The 14,514-nt window shown below is 50.9% G+C and carries 15 protein-coding genes; 1 reads left to right on the top strand and 14 read right to left on the bottom strand.

The window, feature by feature from the left end; all coding sequences use genetic code 11:
• Window positions 1–16 precede the first annotated feature (16 nt).
• From dusB to GPK90_RS17390, 6 genes are all read right to left on the bottom strand, one after another.
• Complete coding sequence (dusB, locus tag GPK90_RS17415) at window positions 17–976, bottom strand: tRNA dihydrouridine synthase DusB (protein WP_015552585.1); 960 nt, start codon at window positions 974–976, stop codon at window positions 17–19.
• Entirely contained in the window at window positions 973–1,755 is a 783-nt protein-coding gene (locus tag GPK90_RS17410) for an N-acetylmuramoyl-L-alanine amidase family protein (protein WP_215703552.1), read from the bottom strand. Before GPK90_RS17410 ends, dusB begins: the two co-directional genes overlap by 4 nt.
• 22 nt (window positions 1,756–1,777) lie before the next feature.
• On the bottom strand, window positions 1,778–2,149 hold the full coding sequence (locus GPK90_RS17405; protein WP_117470040.1) for a DUF6145 family protein: 372 nt from the start codon (window positions 2,147–2,149) through the stop codon (window positions 1,778–1,780).
• Between the two features lie 95 nt (window positions 2,150–2,244).
• The gene (locus tag GPK90_RS17400) at window positions 2,245–2,895 is read right to left on the bottom strand and encodes an HAD family hydrolase (RefSeq protein ID WP_215703544.1); all 651 of its coding nucleotides are present in this window, start codon (window positions 2,893–2,895) and stop codon (window positions 2,245–2,247) included.
• 256 nt (window positions 2,896–3,151) lie between these two features.
• Window positions 3,152–3,790: a cytidylate kinase-like family protein gene (locus GPK90_RS17395; RefSeq protein WP_118298951.1), complete on the bottom strand. Its 639-nt coding sequence runs from the start codon at window positions 3,788–3,790 to the stop codon at window positions 3,152–3,154.
• Window positions 3,791–3,924: 134 nt separating this feature from the next.
• On the bottom strand, window positions 3,925–4,710 hold the full coding sequence (locus GPK90_RS17390; protein WP_142412465.1) for an N-acetylmuramoyl-L-alanine amidase: 786 nt from the start codon (window positions 4,708–4,710) through the stop codon (window positions 3,925–3,927).
• Window positions 4,711–4,822: 112 nt separating this feature from the next.
• On the opposite strand from GPK90_RS17390, the gene GPK90_RS17385 reads away from it, so the two are divergent.
• Complete coding sequence (locus GPK90_RS17385; protein WP_215703543.1) at window positions 4,823–5,731, top strand: AEC family transporter; 909 nt, start codon at window positions 4,823–4,825, stop codon at window positions 5,729–5,731.
• An 81-nt stretch (window positions 5,732–5,812) separates the two neighbouring features.
• On the opposite strand, the gene GPK90_RS17380 is transcribed toward GPK90_RS17385, so the two are convergent.
• The 8 genes from GPK90_RS17380 to rapZ form a co-directional block, all read right to left on the bottom strand.
• Window positions 5,813–6,250, bottom strand: coding sequence for an Lrp/AsnC family transcriptional regulator (locus GPK90_RS17380; RefSeq protein ID WP_118532306.1), 438 nt, complete (start codon window positions 6,248–6,250; stop codon window positions 5,813–5,815).
• Between the two features lie 181 nt (window positions 6,251–6,431).
• Entirely contained in the window at window positions 6,432–7,226 is a 795-nt protein-coding gene (gene dapF / locus GPK90_RS17375) for a diaminopimelate epimerase (protein WP_118298947.1), read from the bottom strand.
• Window positions 7,227–7,229: 3 nt separating this feature from the next.
• Window positions 7,230–7,601, bottom strand: coding sequence for an ArsR/SmtB family transcription factor (locus tag GPK90_RS17370; protein WP_118298946.1), 372 nt, complete (start codon window positions 7,599–7,601; stop codon window positions 7,230–7,232).
• 61 nt (window positions 7,602–7,662) lie between these two features.
• Complete coding sequence (pfkA, locus tag GPK90_RS17365) at window positions 7,663–8,640, bottom strand: 6-phosphofructokinase (RefSeq protein WP_118532310.1); 978 nt, start codon at window positions 8,638–8,640, stop codon at window positions 7,663–7,665.
• Between the two features lie 55 nt (window positions 8,641–8,695).
• Window positions 8,696–12,175, bottom strand: a complete 3,480-nt coding sequence (locus GPK90_RS17360; RefSeq protein ID WP_215703542.1) for a DNA polymerase III subunit alpha — start codon at window positions 12,173–12,175, stop codon at window positions 8,696–8,698.
• Between the two features lie 98 nt (window positions 12,176–12,273).
• Window positions 12,274–12,528: an HPr family phosphocarrier protein gene (locus GPK90_RS17355; protein ID WP_118298943.1), complete on the bottom strand. Its 255-nt coding sequence runs from the start codon at window positions 12,526–12,528 to the stop codon at window positions 12,274–12,276.
• A 48-nt stretch (window positions 12,529–12,576) separates the two neighbouring features.
• Window positions 12,577–13,536 (bottom strand): DNA-binding protein WhiA, encoded by a 960-nt coding sequence (whiA, locus tag GPK90_RS17350; RefSeq protein ID WP_118298942.1) that lies wholly within the window; start codon window positions 13,534–13,536, stop codon window positions 12,577–12,579.
• Window positions 13,537–13,538: 2 nt separating this feature from the next.
• A complete protein-coding gene (gene rapZ / locus GPK90_RS17345) occupies window positions 13,539–14,408 on the bottom strand; it encodes an RNase adapter RapZ (RefSeq protein WP_118298941.1) in 870 nt (289 codons plus the stop codon).
• Window positions 14,409–14,514: the final 106 nt, after the last annotated feature.

Raw genomic sequence — 14,514 nt, 5'->3', positions numbered from 1 at the left:
TTACCTTAGTAGGATTTTATAACCTCGTCCCGATCAGCTCCGTCAGCTCCTCCAGTGTCGCAACCGAATTGATCTCATTTCTTAATGCCGCAGAATTCGGATACCCGGCGGTATACCAGGCAACGTGCTTCCGCATCTCCCGCATTCCCGCCAGCTCGCCTTTAAACTCCATCATCATCTGGCCATGGCGCAGGATCATGGCTTTCAGCTCCTCCACGGAAGGTCTCGGGAGAAGCTCGCCCGTTTCGAGATAGTGGGTGATCTGCTTAAAGATCCACGGATTTCCCTTCGCACCCCGGGCCACCATGATCCCGTCACAGCCCGTCTCCTCCACAAGGCGCTTCGCATCCTGCGGTGTAAAGACATCTCCGTTTCCGATCACCGGGATCTTCACAGCTTTTTTGACCTCGCGGATGATATTCCAGTCAGCTTTTCCAGAGTAATACTGCTCTCTCGTTCTACCATGGACAGCCACCGCCGCCACACCGGCACTCTCGGCGATCTTTGCGATCTCCACGGCGTTGATGCAGGTATCGTCAAAGCCCTTGCGGAATTTCACAGTCACCGGCTTTTTCACCGCTTTCACGAGTTTCGTAAGGATTTCCTCCACCAGCTTCGGATTTCTCATGAGGGCAGAGCCTTCACCATTCTTAACGATCTTCGGCACCGGGCAGCCCATGTTGATATCAAAAATATCGTATGGACCATCCTCCAGGCTCGCCGCGATATCCGCTACAATATCCGGATCAGAGCCAAAAAGCTGCAGGGACACGGGACGCTCCCGCTCATCCACCTTTAAGAGCTCCTGAGTATTTTTATTCTTGTAGAGGATCGCCTTCGCGCTCACCATCTCCATGCACACCAGACCTGCTCCCTGCTCCCTGCAGAGGATCCGGTACGGCATATCCGTCACGCCCGCCATCGGGGCGAGGATCACATTGTTTTCAAGTTCCACATTTCCGATTTTTAACGTCATTGAATCAAAACTCCCTCTGCGTTTACGTACCGTCCGTCCGGTGCATAAGCGTTTGTCAGCATATCCCCATTCGGTTTCTGGAAGTAGTACCAGCTGCCCTGGGCGTTGACCCATCCGTATGCCATCGTTCCGTCCGTGTTCAGGAAATAATATTTTCCTTCTTTCAAGAGCCAGCCCGTCTGCATAGCTCCTTTGCTGTTTAAATAGTACCAGTTTCCATTGACATTCTGCCAGCCGGTCTGCATGATCCCATACATATCCAGCAGATATGTCTTTCCATCTACATAGCCCCACTGACTCGAGACCGGATTTCCGTCCGGCTTATATAAGGCCCATTTCCCGTCAGCCCGCTGTCTCCAGCTGCCACCGCGGTATGTATTGTGGATGTAGATCGTGCTGTTTTCTGTTTTTGCGTACTGCTGTGCCGCCTCGTTTCCCGGGCCTTTCGAGTACACGTAATCTTTCTCGCTGCCAAGACCGCCGCCCGGATTGGAGCCGGACGCTCCGGGGCCGACATTGGAAGTCCAGCCGTTGTTGTAAGCCGGGTTGTTTTCCGGCTGCTCCTGATAATATATGATATCGTGATCCTCCATGCCCGGACCAATGTTGAAAGCATAGGCAGTCATCCCTGCTGTTCCGGAGTCTGTAAGACTCAAAAGTACAGCACCTCCAATTCCGATCGCTGCCGCCATCATCGTTTTCCTCGCTTTTCCCTTATAAACATATCCTGCACAGCGGCTCATTTTGTTTCGTATGCGTTTCCAGCCTGTTCTTCTCATACCGCTTCCTCCGATACCGGTGTTATTCTCCTTCTTTTTCCAGCTGGTCTTCCAGCTTGCCGCCGAGAAATACCACGCGGTAGAATAACTCCAAAGATTCTAAGAGTTCCTTTTTTTCTCTCTGGTACTGGCGGATCTTAAGACCACTTCCGATCTCATCGAAGAGATAGTCCTGGTCCTCCGCTTCCACACGGAACTCGAGGTTTCCTTCCGGGGTGAATTCCAGAAAGAGAATGCCGCCCACATCCTCTGTAAAGAGAACGCACATGATCTGAAGTTCCTTTTTGATGTTTTCCGGGAGAAGTTTGAATTTTTCGTTGAAGTAATATTTCTGCTGGTATGAGTTTGCGCCGCAGAGGATGATGTTTTCCTGTTTATTGTTGTTTTCTGCCATGATATATGTTTGCTCCGTTTCCTGTCATATAGTGTGATTTTTATATTGTTATATTACCTGTCCAGTCTTTTTAAAGCTTAGTTGTTTCGCGAAACTTACAGGTATTTTAAAATATCAGATATTGAATCGATATGATAATCCGCCTTACTCTGGTCGAATCCGAACCGGTCATCTTTAAGGCCTGCGATCGACATTCCGGCGCGGTATGCCGCCTCGATGCCCACGGTAGAATCCTCCACAACAAAGCACTCGTCCTCACGGATTCCCAGAGTATCCGCTGTATAGTGATAGATCTCCGGATTCGGTTTGCTCTGTTTAAACTGCTTTCCACTGACGATGAGGTCAAATTCCGGGCGCATGCCAACCTCTTCAACGATCCTGGAGATCAGCTTTGGTCCGGTCGATGATACAAGTGCGACGATATATCCCCTGCGTTTTAATTCCTGCACCGTTGCCTTCATCTCCGGGCGAAAGATCTTCCGGTAATCGATCTGGCTGTAGATATCCCGGTCCGCCCACTCTCTGATCAGCGTTTCCCAGTTTTCCCCGTTATTGACAGCCTGCTCCATGACAGTCCAGCTGTCCTGTCTGCTCCGTCCCACCATCGGGTTGATATCTTCCATTTTCACCGCCGGATTCTTCTCCTTCGCGAATTCCAGCAGATACTTCATATATACAAATTCACTGTCTACCATGACACCGTCCATATCAAAAAGGACGGCGCGGATCGGGCGTGTGATCTTCATTTATTGTTCCTCTCCTGTTACATTCCACAAATCAGATTTTCCAATTCGAAAGCTCCGTATCAAACAATTCCGCCTGTGGATCCTGCTTTTTTCAAATGTCTGCCCTTTTCTCATTTCCGGAGCAATTTTTCAACCGTTTATCTCCAACGCATGATTACCTGCAGAACCCGCCACCGGCAGTTCCCTGCAGATACATAGCACAGAAAAGAAAAAGGCGGCCTACGATCAAGCCGCCTATATTCTATCGTATTTCCCTCTATTTTGCAATAAGTCCGCGCATTTTCAGATAGTCGATCACGCACTCCACCATCTCATCGTAGGAAAGTTTTGTGGTATTGATCATCAGATCATAGTTTTCCAGATTCTCCCAGCTCTTTCCGGTATAATAACGGTAGTAATCACGGCGTTCCCGGTCGATCCGTTTGATATTCTTTAAGATATCTTCCTCCGGGAAATATCCCTTTTCACGGACCTTGTTGATCCTCTCCTCGATCTCTGCGTACACGAAGATCCGGACAAGATTTTCCGTCCCGTCGAGGACATAGTCGGCGCACCGACCGATAATAATGCAGGATTCCTCCTGCGCCAGTTTTCGGATGACCGATGACTGAAACCGGAACAGGTTATCGGAAGAGATCAGGTCAGAACCCAATGACGGGGTTCCATTCTCCGGGATCAGGGAATGGATGATCCGGTATAACAGCTTATTTCCGGCCTTTTCATCCGCCAGGTGGAAATAACTCTCGCGGATCCCGCTCTCCTCGGAGGTCATCTTTAAGATCTCCTTATCGTAAACATGGAGCCCAAGACGCTCACCGAGACGCTTCGCCATCTCCGCTCCGCCGCTTCCGTACTGTCTTCCGACCGTGATCACAAATTTTTTATTCTCAGCCATAGATGCCTCCTTCTTCCCCTTCTGCCTTTCGGCAGTTGTACCTAAAAAAACGCGGGAATACTTTTTATTCTATCTGTATTTTAACATATCTCCGCAGGAATTTTAAGTCTTTTTTGCGATGTTTTCAGTGTTTTTCAAGTTTTAACAAGTAATGTCGGATATCCCAGCTTTCGAAGCTCCTGCTCCTGCCGCACAGCGTTTTCCATGTTCCGGAATGCCCCTGCGCGGACATAGTAAAATCCATCCTTAAAAGTCATGAACGCAGGGAATCCCTGAGCTTTCAGCCGTTCCATCTCCCTTTCCGCGTTGGTCCGCACCCGGTAGATACCGGTCTGCACCATATAGAATCCCGGTTCCTCCACATCTGACGTCTGCTTTTCCTGCTCCGCAAACGTCCGCACGATTCCATCCGCGATCGCATCTGCGGTCTGTCTCATATTTGCATCGAAGAAATCATTGTCGTTCTCATTATCGATAAATCCAACCTCCACGAGAACCGCCGGAAGCGCCGTGTCCCTGAGGACTACGAGATTTGGCCGCTCGCTGATCCCCAAGTCTTTCCAGCCTGTCTTTGCAAGTTCCTTATTGATATTCCTCGCAAACGTCTCTGCATCGCCGCCCCTCCCGAAGATCAGACTCATCGTCCCGGAACCTGTTCCCGGCACCGGCATGGCATTCCGGTGAATGGATAAAAACAAATCTGCCGCAGACCTGTTCCCGATTTCCGCCTTCTCATATGGACTGTTGTATATATCACCGATCCTCGTGTACTCCACCCGGATTCCGCGCTGTTCCAGAGCATTTCCGATATCATAGGCCAATGCCAGCGTATCGTCTTTCTCCCGTCTGTTCCCATATACCGCTCCCGGATCACTTCCGCCATGTCCCGGATCAATAATGACACTGTTCTGCTTTGCCAAAATTATTCTCCCTTTTTCATACATTTATGATATCATATTCATAAATTACCAGACCTGCGCCATCCATGTCTTAAAACTTTTTCTGGCAATCTCATGAAAGGATCTCATTACTATGCTAATCGTATTCAACCAGATGATAAGTCTCTTTCTCTTAATGCTCACCGGCTATCTCGCCAATCGCTTCGGCGTGATCGATAAGACCTTTGAGTCGAAGGTCTCCCGTTTTATCGTCAATATCTCCCTGCCCGCAACGATCTTAAACGCGGTTACCGGGTCAGACATGGCCCATGATCAGGAGATGCTGCCGATCTTTATTGCAGCGGTCTCCATCTTCCTGGTGGCCCATGTGGTCTGCCATTTTATCCAGAAGATCATCTGCTGGGATCCGACCTATGAGCTGATGTTAAATTACAGCAATCTTGGATTCATGGGGATCCCGATCATCTCTACGCTCTATGGCGGAGAGTATGTGCTGCATGTTTCGATCTTCATGATGACGTTTAACCTGAGTCTGTTCAGTTATGGGGTATATCTGTTATCACGGGATGACGCAAAAAACAGACATTTCAGCGTCAAAAAGCTTCTCTCCCCCGGAATCCTGTCCGCGTTCCTTGCGATCGGCATTTATCTTTTAGATATCCATCTCCCGCAGCATGCAGTCAGCCTGTTTTCCACTGTGGGCGCCACAACAACACCGTTAGCGATGATCGTCATCGGATCCACCCTGGCCGGAGTCAGATTTTCCACTGTATTTACTGACCGGGAGCTGTACCTCTTCTCCTTCCTGAAGCTTCTCGTTCTCCCGGTGATCACCTTCCTCGTTCTGAGATTCTTTATCAGGGACCGCATACTTTTAGAGATCTCTACGATCCTCTCCGGCTGCCCGATCGCCGGAAACGTGTCCATGCTCTGTATGGAATACAACCGGGATGTGACCCTCGTGTCGAGGGGGATCTGCATCTCCACACTGTTGTCCATGATCTCGATTCCGATCGTGGCGGCATTGGTCGCGGTTTTATAAGAAGACTAAAAAGGACACCTGAACCAGAAATACCCATCGTATCTCTCGTTCAGATGTCCTTTTCATGTTTCGTATGTATTCCTATTCCTGTACTTGCACGCCTCTCGGACCTACGTGGGTGGCGAATACCACCTGTGTGCTAGTCTTTCCGAATTTCTGGAGCTGACCAAGGAAGCTGTCAAGCTGCATCGTACTCTCAAAAGCAACTTTCATGATCACAGAAAATTCTCCCGTCACGCTGCTGCATTCCAGAATATTTGGGATCCCTTCCGCATAGTGATAGAATTTCTGCTTATCCTCCGGAAGCACATTGAGGTTGATGAACGCAAGGATGTGATATCCGAGTTTCATCGGGTCGATCTGTGCCTGGTAGGACGTGATGATCCCATCTTTCTCCAGTTTTTCAATTCGCGCCGAAACCGCAGGGGAAGAAAGAAACGTCTTCTCCGCGATCATTTTCAGGGATGCTCTCGCATTGTGCTGCAGGATCTGCAGAATTTCGCGATCAATATGATCCATAATTCTCTCCTTTGTCCCGGTTTTCAGGTTTTTGTATTGTGTCACATGTCCGGAACTTCTTCTCTATATACAGATAACCGCCCAGCGGCTCCGCGTTGCTGCGGTATATGACCACCGGTCAATTACTGGGTTCGTGTTTTATCCGCGCTTACCGTGCGCGTCTTTGCAGGCACGAGCGTACTCAGATCTCTCCGTGAAATACTTCCGCTGCCGGTCCTGCCATAAATACCGTGTCTTTTTCTCTGTCCCAGCGGATCAGAAGATCGCCGCCGAGCAGAGTCACGCGGACTTCGTCATCGGTAAGACCATTTAAGATGCACGCGACCACAGTCGCACATGCACCTGTTCCGCATGCCAGAGTCTCTCCGGAGCCGCGCTCCCAGACACGCATATTGACATGTCCGCGGTCCACAACCTCCACAAATTCTGTATTGGTGCGATCCGGGAATCTCTCATGACTCTCAAAGGACGGACCGATCTTTTCGATCTCCAGATCCTTGATCCCGTCCATAAATACTACCGCATGCGGATTTCCCATGGAAACTCCGGTAAAGCGGTACTCTTTTCCGTCGACCGTGATCGGTTCTCCGATTTCAGACGTCGGAACCGGACGTCCCATATCCACCGTCACAAGTTCCACCTTTCCATCCTTTACTTTCATGGACAGGTGCTTGATCCCGGACGGAGTCTCCACGTCGATCTCCGGTTTATCTACGATCCCGTGATCATAGGCATATTTTCCTACACAGCGGATCCCGTTTCCGCACATGGCACCACGGGATCCGTCCAGATTATACATATCCATCTGGCAGTCCGCTACATCTGACGGTTTGATCAGGATCAGACCATCTGAACCGATCCCGAAGTGACGGTCGCTGACCATCTTTGCCGTCTCACAGGGATCTTCCACTGTCTCTTCAAAACAGTTTACATATACATAATCATTTCCGATGCCCTGCATCTTTGTGAATTTCATATCTTATTCTCCTATGTGCTCCATACCCTGCGCGAGGATCGTCTGGATGTGACCGTCCGCAAGAGAGTAGAGAACACTCTTTCCTTCCCTGCGGAACTTGACAAGGCGCATCTGTTTCAGGATCCGAAGCTGGTGGGAGATCGCGGACTGTCCCATTCCGAGAAGACTTGCGATGTCACACACACATAACTCCGACTGGCTGAGCGCATACAGGATCCTGATCCTCGTGGAATCTCCGAAGATCCGGAAAAATTCCGCAAGATTCTGGAGTTCCTCGCCTTCCGGCATCACGTCCATCACCTGTTTTACCACCTTGTCGTGGACATGAATAAACTCACAGTGCGGGGCGATCTTTTCGTCCTCTCTGATACTCATGTTCCTGCTCCTTTACTGCTGCCGCCTGCATCCCGCAGCCGGCAGTCATCTCCCGCAGTGATCAGCGCACGAGAAGTTTGCTCACCTCGTACTGCTCCTCCGGGATGTCTTTCTTCATATTTAATGCTTCCTGGATATCGAAATCTACAAATTTTCCGTCTTTGTAGGCAACGATCCGGTTGCTCTTTCCTTCCGCGAGAAGCTCCGCCGCGCGGGCTCCCATGATCGATGCGTACACACGGTCCTTACAGGTCGGGGTTCCGCCTCTCTGGATATGTCCGATGATCGTAGCTCTCGTCTCAATCCCGGTTGCCGCTTCGATCCTTCTCGCCATGGAAGTGGAGTGTCCGATTCCCTCAGCGTTGATGATAATGTGGTGTTTTTTGCCGCGCTTTCTGTTCTCGATGATCCGGTTGATCAGGTACTGCTCGTTTCCGTCATAGCGCTCCGGAAGAAGAATATCCTCCGCACCGTTTGCAATGCCGCACCAGAGAGCGATATATCCGGCATTTCTTCCCATAACCTCGATGATACTGCATCGTTCATGGGATGTGGATGTATCACGGACTTTATCGATCGCTTCCATCGCCGTATTCACCGCGGTGTCGAAACCGATCGTATAGTCGGTACAGGCAATATCGAGGTCGATCGTTCCCGGAAGACCGATGGTGTTGATCCCGAGGGCGGAAAGCTTTCCGGCACCGCGGAAGGAACCGTCTCCTCCGATCACGACGATCCCGTCAATTCCATGTTTTCTGCAGACTTCGGCGCCGCGCTTCTGACCTTCCTCGGTCGTGAATTCCTCACAGCGGGCCGTGTAGAGGATCGTACCGCCGCGGTTGATCGTATCCGCAACGCTCACACTGTCCATATCTACGATTTCTTCCTGAAGGAGTCCGGCGTAACCACGCATGATCCCCTTTACCTTCAGTCCTTTATTGATAGCGGTTCTTACAACCGCACGAATTGCCGCGTTCATTCCAGGGGCATCGCCGCCGCTGGTCAATACTCCGATCGTTCTGACTTCTTTCTTTGCCATACTGGTTTTCCTCCAAAAAAGATTCTGTCGATCATTCGCCATATACGTACATATTTTAATACACTTTCCCCTTCTTTTCAATGACCTTTTGCACAACCTTGACATTTTTTTCACCAAGAATCCGGTACAGGCGGCCGAGGAGATCCGGCCCTGCAAGAACTGCCCAGTTTTCGGAAAGTCTCCGCATCTTCCGCTCTTCCTTCAGATACATGATCACTCTGTCTTTTCCATCGGAATCCCGGAGTGCCGCCATGACATCATCGATATGGCTCTCGTAGAATGCCTGGTTCTCAAACTGGAGCCAGAGTTCATTTGGGATGTCCGTAAACGGGATCACTTCCTCGCAGATGAGCTTTCCGACCGGATCGTCGCCGATGGATGCCCGGCCGCGGACAAATACCTTGTTTTCCTCGGTAAATGACGGACGGTTCTTCTCGTAGATCTTCGGAAACACGAGGACTTCCACTGTGCCCACAAGATCCTCGATCGTGATGAATGCCATGAGCTGGTTTGTCTTTGTAGTTTTTACCTTTTTTGACGTGATCATTCCGCCGATGACCACATTGGAATTATCCTCCACAACGGTCTTTCCCTCCTCGTCAACGACAAAATCGGAGGTTTTTGCTGTCACATTTTTCTCCCAGAGTTCCCGGTACTCTTCCATCGGATGGCCGCTGACATAGATGCCGATCGTCTCTTTTTCGAAGGCTAACAGCGTCTGCTTGTCGTACTCTCCCACGTTCGGGAATGTGATCTGGAAATTGTTCTTTTCTTCCTCCGGGGCGAGATCAAAAAAGCTAAGCTGGCCTTCCATGACCGTCTTTTTCTCCCTGGCTTTGCTCTCCAGCAGGTCACCGGAGACGATGAGCTTCTGTTTTCTCGTTCCCGGAAGCGTATCCAGCGCACCCGATTTTATGAAGCTCTCAAGTGTTCTCTTATTGACTTCCTTGTTCGACATTCTCGACACAAAATCGTCAAGACTCTTAAAGAGTCCGCCGTTCTCACGCTCCGCAATGATCACGTCCACAACAGCGCGTCCCACACTCTTGATCGCGGAGAGTCCGTAGCGGATGCCGTTCCCCGATACGGAGAACCCGCTGTATCCCTCGTTGATATCCGGCGGCAGGATCGGAATTCCCATGTTCCGGCAGGCAAGGATATACTCGGAGACCTTCGTCGTGTTGTCCATCACGGAGGTCATGAGCGCTGCCATAAATTCCTTCGGATAGTAGAATTTCAAAAATGCCGTCTGATAAGCGACCACCGCGTAAGCTGCTGCATGGGACTTATTGAAGGCGTATTTCGCGAAGTCCGTCATGTCATCGTAGATCTGGTTCGCGGTCTTCTCATCGATGCCGTTCGCGATACAGCCCTTTACGCCCTCCTCGGCGTTTCCGTAGACGAAGTTCTGGCGCTCCTTCGCCATGACTGCCCCTTTTTTCTTCGACATGGCACGGCGCACAAGGTCACTTCGACCGAGCGTATATCCGGCCAGGTCCCTTACGATCTGCATAACCTGCTCCTGGTAAACGATACAGCCGTAGGTCGGCTTTAAGATCGGCTCCAGCTGCGGGCAGGTGTAGGTGATGGATGCCGGGTCATTTTTTCCCTTTAAATACTTCGGGATGAAATCCATTGGACCCGGACGGTAGAGGGAGATTCCGGCGATGATATCTTCCAGTGTTGTCGGCTTCAGTTCCTTCATGAAGGTCTTGAAGCCGCCGCTTTCCAGCTGGAACACGCCCTCGTTCTTTCCGGTCCCGAGAGAATCCATGACTTTTTTATCATCATAATCGATGTGTTCCAGATCAAGTTTCACACCATAGTCTTTCTCGATCATCTTCACAGCATCCTGGATCACGGTGAGCGTGCGCAGTCCCAGGAAGTCCATCTTTAAAAGTCCCAGTTCTTCCAGCGTCGTCATTGTAAACTGGGTCACGATCGTTCCGTCGGCGCCTCGCGATAACGGGACGTACTCATCGATGGAGGTCCTTGAGATCACGACGCCAGCCGCGTGCATCGAGGTGTGGCGCGGGAGTCCTTCCAGCCGCTTACTCATATCGATGAGCTTTTTCACCTGCTCATCCGACTCATAGAGCGCCTTCAGCTCCGGATTCTTCTGCAGCGCCAGATCGAGCGTGATGTTGAGCTCTGCCGGCACCATCTTCGACACCTGGTCACACAGGCTGTACGGAAGGTCCATGACACGGCCCACATCGCGGATCACACCGCGGGCCGCCAGGGTACCGAAGGTCACGATCTGCGCCACCTGGTCTTTTCCGTACTTTTCCACGACATAGTCGATGACTTCCTGACGGCGCTCGTAGCAGAAATCCACGTCGATATCAGGCATGGAGACTCGTTCCGGGTTTAAGAAACGCTCAAAGAGAAGCTGGTAGCGGATCGGATCGATGTCCGTGATCTTTAAGCAGTATGCCACGATACTTCCCGCCGCGGAACCTCGTCCCGGTCCCACCGCGATCCCGTGGGATTTCGCGAAGTTGATGAAGTCCCACACGATCAGGAAGTAGTCCACATATCCCATGCTCTTGATGGTTCCGAGTTCATAGTCGAGGCGGGCTCGGAGTGTCCCGTCATCATCCGGGTAGCGCAGTGCAAATCCTTCATCGCAGAGGTGGTTTAAATAGCCCCAGGAATCGTATCCATCCGGCACATCAAACCGCGGCAGTTTTGTGACGCCGAACTCGATCTCCACGTTGCAGCGTTCCGCGATCTTATGGGTGTTCTCGATCGCTTCTGGGGCATACGGGAAGAGCTGCCGCATCTCCTCCTCGGATTTTACATAGTACTGTCCGCCCTCGTAGCGCATACGGTTCTCATCGGAGACTTTCTTTCCCGTCTGGATGCAGAGCAGGATGTCGTGGGCCTCCCAGTCCTCGGCGTTGATATAGTGGCAGTCGTTTGTCGCCACTAACGGGATGTTCAGTTCTTTTGAGAGGCGCATGATCCCCTGGTTGACCTGGCGCTGCAGCGGGATACCGTGGTCCTGGAGTTCCAGGAAATAGTTTCCCTCACCGAAGATCTCCAGGTGGCGCTTTGCCGCCTCCTTCGCCTCCTCGTAGAGTCCTTTTTCCAGATATCTCGGAACTTCACCAGCCAGGCAGGCGCTCAGCGCGATGATCCCCTCGTGATACTCCCGCATGACCTCCTCATCAATCCTCGGTTTGTAGTAGAAGCCGTCCACAAAGCCTTTGGAGACGATCTTCATCAGATTCTGGTAACCGGTATTGTTTTCCGCAAGAAGGACCAGATGGTAATACCGGTCCTCACCGTGAACGGTCTCCCGGTCAAATCTCGATCCGGGGGAGACGTACACCTCGCAGCCGATGATCGGTTTGATCCCCGCCGCGCGGGCCGCACGGTAAAAATCGATCACACCGTACATGACACCGTGATCGGTGATCGCCATGCTATCCATGCCGAGTTCCTTCGCCCGGGCCGCCAGCTCTCCGATTTTACTGGATCCGTCCAGAAGACTGTACTCTGTATGGACGTGCAAGTGTGTAAATGCCATCTGTCTCCTCCGTTTCTTTCTCATTTATCAGAAAAAGACCGCCGCCCCGAAAGGCGGCAGTCCCGTTGTTTGAATATATTTTTTTACGGACTTATTCCTTAGTTATTACTCAGATATTTTTCAATATCGTTTACTGCTTTTTCTTCGTCCACTCCGTCCGCTGTCACGATCACCTGCTCGCCGACCGGAAGATCAAGGGTCATCATGCCCATAATGCTCTTCGCATTGATCTTTTTGTTATCGCTCTGGACGTAGATCGTGCTCTCGTAGCTGCTCGCAAGCTGTACTAACATTGCGATCGGACGAGCCTCCAGACCAGAAGCAAGTTCAATGGTCACCGTACGTTTTGTCATAATAATCCTCCTCAATTGCACAAAAGAATGGAAGTAACCAATTTCCATTCAGCTATCTGTCCCCTGGTCCCGCAATTTTTCCGCCATCTCACCAAGCTTTCTCAGGCGGTGATTGACACCGGATTTTCCAACCGGCGGTTCCAGGTCTTCGCCCAGTTCCTTCAGTGTCGCCTCAGGTTTCAGAAGTCTTGCCCGCGCGATCTGCGCAAGACCATCCGGGAGACTTTCAAATCCCACCGTGTCGCGGATAAATTCGATATCCTCGATCTGTTTCACGGCAGCAGACACTGTCTTGTTAATATTTGCCGTCTCGCAGTTGACCTGGCGGTTTACATTTCCGCGCATTTCTTTTAAAATGCGGATGTTCTCCAGCTCCATCAGTGACAGATGGGCTTCCATCACATTCAGGATATCTACGATCTGGCTTCCCTCTTTAATATATACCACATAGTAGCGTTTGCGGATGACAATTTTTGCATCGATATCAAACGTCGCCATAATGGACTGGATCTGGCGCGCTTTGGGCTCTGTCGCGCAGACGATCTCAAAATGGTAAAACTTCTCCGGATCACTGATCGATCCTGATGCGAGAAAAGCGCCGCGCAAAAATGCCCTGCGGCAGCAGGGGTTCTGGACGACCACATTTCCCACCACAGAAAGATTCTCCCCAATCTCCCCGTCTTCCGATAGAAGTTTTGTGGCTTTCAATACACGGAGCGCGTCCTCATGCTGTTTGACACAGACTGAATAGATCCTGTTTTTCCCAAGATGCGCGTTCCTCCGTATAGAAATGTCAGTTTCTATATTAAATGTTTTTCTCAATAATGTAAAGCACTTTCTGGCAACCGTCACATTTTCTGTATGGATCTTGATGCTGTAATGATCGTCTCCGGAGATCTGGATCCGACCGCAAAGACTTAAGATCGCTGCGATCTCAGCGATCTGGCAGTGCCTTGCTGCGCTCATATGCCTGGAAAGTTCTTCCTTGATCCTGGAAGAGAAAGACATGACTACTTTCCTCCATCCTTCCCCGCGTCTCTGTGTTCCAGCCGGATCTCATACCGCCCGGACTCCGTCAGACGCTTAAATACTTCTCCTGCGATCGTCACCGAACGATGACGTCCGCCGGTGCACCCGATCGCGATCACAAGCTGCGTTTTTCCTTCCTGTTCATACTTCGGGATCACAAATTCCAGAAGGTCATTCAGTTTCTTCAGGAATTCTTCCCCGGTGCCGCCCTGCATCACATAGTCCTGCACCGCTTTTTCTGTTCCCGTGTGAAACCGCAGTTCTTCCACATAGTAAGGATTCGGGAGGAACCGCACATCAAACACGAGGTCCGCGTCCGCCGGGATCCCGTATTTGAAGCCGAAGCTCAGGACCGTGATAAACATGCTGCTGTGTCCGTCGTTTCCCCGGTAAAGATTCTCCAGCTCATGGCGCAGCTCCTTTGTCAGAAGTCTGCTGGTGTCGATGACCTGGTCGGCCTCTTTTTTCAGGAAAGCGAGTTTTTCCCGCTCCAGCTCGATCCCTTTTTCCACGCGCCCCGTCCTTGAGAGCGGATGGCTCCGTCTCGTCTCCTTAAAACGCTTGATCAGGACTTCATCGGAGGAGTCCAGAAACAGGATCGAGAACGGATATTTGTTCTCTCTCCATTTCCGGATGATCGTCTCAAGATACGGCAGTTCCTCACCGCTGCGCACGTCTACCCCTAGGGCGATATCCTGTTTTTCGCTCTGTCCGTTCATGACCAGCTCCGCAAATTTTTCGATCAGAAGGACCGGCAGGTTGTCGGCACAGTAAAAGCCCATGTCTTCCAGTGTTTTTAATGCCGTTGTCTTTCCGGCTCCCGACATTCCGGTCACGATTACAAGTCTCAACGAGATCTTCCTCCCTGTATTCTTAGAAAGCTGCTGTACACAGAATCTGCGAACGCAACTATATCCCGCAGGATTTTCCATTCGGAAAACTCCTGCCCGTAAACTC

The sequence above is a fragment of the Clostridium sp. MCC344 genome, assembly GCF_018785365.1.
Lineage (GTDB): Bacteria > Bacillota > Clostridia > Lachnospirales > Lachnospiraceae > Pilosibacter.
Note: the sequence above shows the minus strand (reverse complement) of the source record. Positions and strands in the feature narration are given on the sequence as shown.

Coding starts and splice junctions, on each gene's coding strand:
- GPK90_RS17355 (WP_118298943.1), bottom strand. CDS start 12,528: ATGACAAAACGTACGGTGACCATTGAACTTGCTTCTGGTCTGGAGGCT.
- GPK90_RS17380 (WP_118532306.1), bottom strand. CDS start 6,250: ATGGATCATATTGATCGCGAAATTCTGCAGATCCTGCAGCACAATGCG.
- GPK90_RS17395 (WP_118298951.1), bottom strand. CDS start 3,790: ATGGCTGAGAATAAAAAATTTGTGATCACGGTCGGAAGACAGTACGGA.
- pfkA (WP_118532310.1), bottom strand. CDS start 8,640: ATGGCAAAGAAAGAAGTCAGAACGATCGGAGTATTGACCAGCGGCGGC.
- GPK90_RS17400 (WP_215703544.1), bottom strand. CDS start 2,895: ATGAAGATCACACGCCCGATCCGCGCCGTCCTTTTTGATATGGACGGT.
- GPK90_RS17370 (WP_118298946.1), bottom strand. CDS start 7,601: ATGAGTATCAGAGAGGACGAAAAGATCGCCCCGCACTGTGAGTTTATT.
- dapF (WP_118298947.1), bottom strand. CDS start 7,226: ATGAAATTCACAAAGATGCAGGGCATCGGAAATGATTATGTATATGTA.
- dusB (WP_015552585.1), bottom strand. CDS start 976: ATGACGTTAAAAATCGGAAATGTGGAACTTGAAAACAATGTGATCCTC.
- GPK90_RS17385 (WP_215703543.1), top strand. CDS start 4,823: ATGCTAATCGTATTCAACCAGATGATAAGTCTCTTTCTCTTAATGCTC.
- whiA (WP_118298942.1), bottom strand. CDS start 13,536: ATGTCTTTCTCTTCCAGGATCAAGGAAGAACTTTCCAGGCATATGAGC.
- GPK90_RS17405 (WP_117470040.1), bottom strand. CDS start 2,149: ATGGCAGAAAACAACAATAAACAGGAAAACATCATCCTCTGCGGCGCA.
- GPK90_RS17410 (WP_215703552.1), bottom strand. CDS start 1,755: ATGAGAAGAACAGGCTGGAAACGCATACGAAACAAAATGAGCCGCTGT.
- GPK90_RS17360 (WP_215703542.1), bottom strand. CDS start 12,175: ATGGCATTTACACACTTGCACGTCCATACAGAGTACAGTCTTCTGGAC.